Here is a 4,244-nt window from a genome sequence, read left to right as displayed (position 1 = left end):
CCTCGCGCCCTTTCGCGACGCCTTCGTCCGGGTCCGCGACCTGATCGTCATGCTGCGCGCCGACGGCCACGCCATCGACCGGCTCGACCTCGGCGGCGGCCTCGGCATCCCTTACGACGGCGCGGCAACGCCGGCGCCCACGCCGGCCGACTACGGCCGGCTGGTGAAGGAGATCTTCGGCGATCTCGGCTGCCGGCTGGTGTTCGAGCCGGGCCGGCTTCTGGTCGGCAACGCGGGCGTGCTGGTATCGCGCGTCCTTTACGTCAAGGAGGGCGCGACGCGCACTTTCGTCGTCGTCGACGCGGGCATGAACGACCTGATCCGGCCTTCGCTCTACGACGCCTACCACGCCATCTGGCCGGTGCGCGAGCCGCGCGCGGACGCGCCGCTGCGCGAGGTCGACGTGGTCGGCCCGATCTGCGAAACCGGCGACACCTTCGCCCGCGGGCGCGCTTTGCCGCCCTTGCGGGAGGGCGATCTGGTCGCCTTCCGCACCGCCGGCGCCTACGGCGCGGTGATGGCGTCCGCCTACAACATGCGCCCGCCGGCGGCGGAGGTTCTGGTCCGCGGCCGCGCCTTCGCGGTGGTCAAGCCGCGCAAGACCGCCGCCCAGCTGTTCGCCGACGAAAAGCTGCCGAAATGGCTGGCCGCGCCGTCGGCGGCGAAGCCGCGCGCGCGACGGATCAAGGCCGGCAAGGCCGGGACGAAAAAGTCGCGGCAGAAACGCGCGCGCTAGAGTAAACTGGGCGCCCATGCGCGCCGAAGATTCCGCACCCGAATCCGCGCCGGATTCTCCGGCCCGGCGTTTCTCGACCCTGGTCGCGCTCGCCCGCTGGGTGGTGTCGTGGGAGGGCTTGTGGCCCGCCCTGTGGCCGGCGGCGGCGCTGGCGGCGGCGTTCCTCGGGCTCGCCGGAACCGACACGCTGCCGCTGCTGCCCGAATGGGCGCACGGCCTGTTGCTGGTCGGCGTCGCCGCCTTGCTCGCGGGATTGCTGCGCCGCGCGTTCGTCGCCGCGCGTCTGGCATCCGAATCCGCCGGCCGCGCGCGCATCGAACGCGACAGCCGCCTCGCCCACCGCCCGCTCACGGCGGTTGCCGACCGTCTCGCCGCCGGCCGCGACGATCCCGCCGCGCAAATCCTGTGGGCGGCGCACCAGGCCCGCGCCGGGCGGGAGATGGCGCAAGGCCTCAGCCTGAAGGCGCCCGCGCCGGGCGTCGCGGCGCGCGACCGTTGGGCGTTGCGCGCGGCGGCGCTGCTCGCGCTCGCGGTCGGCCTGCTCGCGGGCCACGACGATTACGGCCGCCGGCTCGGGCGCGCGCTCAGCCCGGGCATCGCCGCGACCGATCCCGCGGCGCTGGCGCTCGAAGCCTGGATCACGCCGCCCGCCTACACCCGGCGTGCGCCGATTTTCCTCACGCGCGAATGGGACGGATCGGCTCCGGCGGTACCCGCCGGCAGCGCGGTCCTGGTCCAGGCGACGGGCCTGGGCGACGGACTCGAACTTGCCGTCGGCGGCGCGAAGCGCCCCTTCGCGCCCATCGCCTCGATCGACGTCCAACCCGGCGCCAAGCCGAGTTCGCGGGCCGAAACCGCGATCGAGGCGGGCGACGCCATCGTCGTCGCCAAGGGCCGGCTCGAACTATGGCGCTGGCCGATCCGCGTGATTCCCGACGCGCCGCCCGAGATCGTGTTCACCGCCGCGCCGTCGGCCGCGTTCGGCGCGCGCCTCAGGATCGATTTCGAGGCGAGCGACGATTACGGCCTCAGTGCCGCGCACGCGATCGTCAGAAGAGCCGAAACCAAGGACGAGGACGAAATCCGCATACCCCTCCAAATAGGTCCGGCCACGCGCGCGTCGAACGACGCGGTCGCCGAACCGAAAATAACCGTCAAGGGCACCAGCCTGCACGATTTGAGCGCGCACCCGTGGGCGGGAACGCCGGTGACCGTGCGGCTCGAGGCGACCGACGCGCGCGGCCAGACCGGCGTCAGCGACGCCGTTCCCGCGGTGCTGCCCGAGCGCTTCTTCAACCATCCGGTCGCGCGCGCGCTGGCCGAGCAGCGCAAGCGCCTGCTCGACCCGTCGCCGTCGACCATCGAGGACGTGGTGATGGAGCTGGAGCGGATTTCCGGCCGCCCGGCCCACTTCGCCCACGACACGGTGGTGTATCTCGCGCTGCGCATGGCCATCGGCCGGCTGGTGCACGACGGCACGCCGGGCGCCGTCGACACGGTGCGAAGGATCCTGTGGGAAACGGCGCTCCGGGTCGAGGACGGCAAGTTCGTCGCCGCCGGGCGCGATTTGCGCGACCTGCAGGAACGGCTCGCGCGCGCGCTGCGCGAGGGCCAGGGCCTGACGCCGGAAGCCGAGCGCCTGCTCGACGAGATCAAGCGCGCGCTCGACAAGCTGTTCGAGGCGCTGGCCCGGGACATGGCCGAAGGCGACGCCGAGCCGGTGCCGTTCGATCCCGAAACCATGCAGATGGTCGATTCCGCCGACCTCTACCGCATGCTGGAGGAAGCGCGCGAACTGATGCGCATGGGCCAGATGGACGCGGCCCGGGAACTGCTCGCCGAACTGCAGCGCATGCTGCAGGGGCTGCAGCGCGGGCTCGCCTCCCGCCCGCAGGGCGGCGAGGCGCAAAAGGGCGCCCGGATGATGAACGATCTCCGCGAAATGTCGCGCCGCCAGCAGCAGCTGCTGGACCGCTCGTTCCGCCGCTCGCGCGACGGCGCGGAAGGCCAGCGCGGTCAACGCGGCCAAGGCCAAAAAGGAAAAGGCCAGGCGGGTAAGGGTCAACCGGGCGACGGCTCGGCCGAGGGCGACGCCCGCGCCGACGCCCGCGCCCAGAACGCGCTCCGGCGCATGTTGGGCGAAATGATGCGCCAGATGGATTCCATGCTCGGGCGCATCCCCGAGGGCCTCGGCAACGCCGAGCGCGCCATGCGCCGCGCCGAGGGCGCGCTGGATGGCGGCGATTCGGCGGGCGCGATCGGCCCGCAGACCGACGCGCTGCAGGCGCTGCAAGACGCGATCCAGGGCATCGGCAACGAAATGGCGCGCCGCTTCGGCGCCGATCCCGGCCAGATCGGCCAGATGCCGCAGGGCGAACGCGGCATCAACCGCGACCCGTTCGGGCGCGAGCCCCGGGGCGCCATGGGCGCGTCGGCGGGCGGCGACGTGCAGGTGCCCGATCGCGGCGAGCGGCTCCGCGCGCGCGAAATCCTGGACGAGCTGCGAAGGCGCGCGGGCGAACGCGACCGGCCGATGTTGGAACGCGACTACATCGACCGGCTCTTGAAGATGTTTTGAACGGGCGTCGATGGGCGGCTTGGCGCGCGCGGAGTTCGTCTCGTCCGCTGCCCCGCGCTTTCGCCCGTGGCCTCGCCCTTCAGTTCGCCTTGGGGGGCGCGGACCCGTTCCGCACCGCGCCGTCCGGGTTGAGCGTGCCCTCGACGAACGTGACTTCGAGCCTTCGCGCGAGCGGCGACGGATCGCGCAAGGCCACCCGGAAGCCCATCTCGCCGCCCGCCGGCAGCCGCGCCACGGACGGCGCCAGGTCGGCCGATTGAATGCCCCGGTTGTTGGCGTCGTACAGAATGACGCGCAGGTGCGGCACCGACCGTTCGACCGTCGAGATGTTGGCGACCACGCCGCGCACGGAGAGCACCTCGGTGCCGCCCTCGTTGACGCGCTCCGAAACCACGCTGCGGATGTCGAGCCCGGCGCCGAGCGCCTCGGCGCGCAGGCCGAGCAGGGAATAAATCTCCTTGGTCATCGGCACCATGCGCATCACCGTGGCGCGGGCGAAGTAAAACCCGGCGCCCGCGCCGATGAACAGGACGAGCACGACAATGGCGGCGATCGGGCCGATCCAGCCGCGCCGGCTCCCCTTGACCTGGGCGCCCTCGTCGGGCGCGAGCGCGCCGGGAATCGGTTCCGGCTCGGGCAAGCTCTCGATGTCGATCGGCGGTTCACCCGCCTTGTCGTCGGAAACCTCGGCGACCGAGCCGACCACCGTTTCCGGTTCCGGCTGCGCCATCATCTTGTCGAGTTCTTCCGGACTCAGTTCTTCCGCGGCGGGTTCGGGTGCCGGCGCGGCCTTGGAGTCCGCCGCCGAAGCGGGCGGCGCCGGCGGCGAAGCCCCGAACAGGGCGTCGAGTTCGGATTGATTTAGCGCCTTCTCTTCCTTAGGCGCCGCCGCCGGTTCCGGCGCGGGCGGCGGCGGGGGAGGCGGGGGCG

Annotated in this window: 3 protein-coding genes; 2 read left to right on the top strand and 1 reads right to left on the bottom strand. The window is 72.5% G+C overall.

What is annotated here, in order from left to right; all coding sequences use genetic code 11:
- Positions 1-736 (top strand): hypothetical protein (locus tag FJ311_15930; GenBank protein ID MBM3952923.1); only part of this gene is annotated, 736 nt, incomplete at its 5' end.
- 16 nt (positions 737-752) lie between these two features.
- Complete coding sequence (locus FJ311_15925; protein ID MBM3952922.1) at positions 753-3,314, top strand: TIGR02302 family protein; 2,562 nt, start codon at positions 753-755, stop codon at positions 3,312-3,314.
- 79 nt (positions 3,315-3,393) lie between these two features.
- On the opposite strand, the gene FJ311_15920 is transcribed toward FJ311_15925, so the two are convergent.
- Positions 3,394-4,244 (bottom strand): DUF3426 domain-containing protein (locus FJ311_15920; GenBank protein ID MBM3952921.1); only part of this gene is annotated, 851 nt, incomplete at its 5' end.

The organism is Rhodospirillales bacterium (genome assembly GCA_016872535.1).
Taxonomy (GTDB): domain Bacteria; phylum Pseudomonadota; class Alphaproteobacteria; order Rhodospirillales; family 2-12-FULL-67-15; genus 2-12-FULL-67-15.
This window is presented reverse-complemented; position numbering and strand designations above follow the sequence as displayed.

Coding starts and splice junctions, on each gene's coding strand:
- FJ311_15925 (MBM3952922.1), top strand. CDS start 753: ATGCGCGCCGAAGATTCCGCACCCGAATCCGCGCCGGATTCTCCGGCC.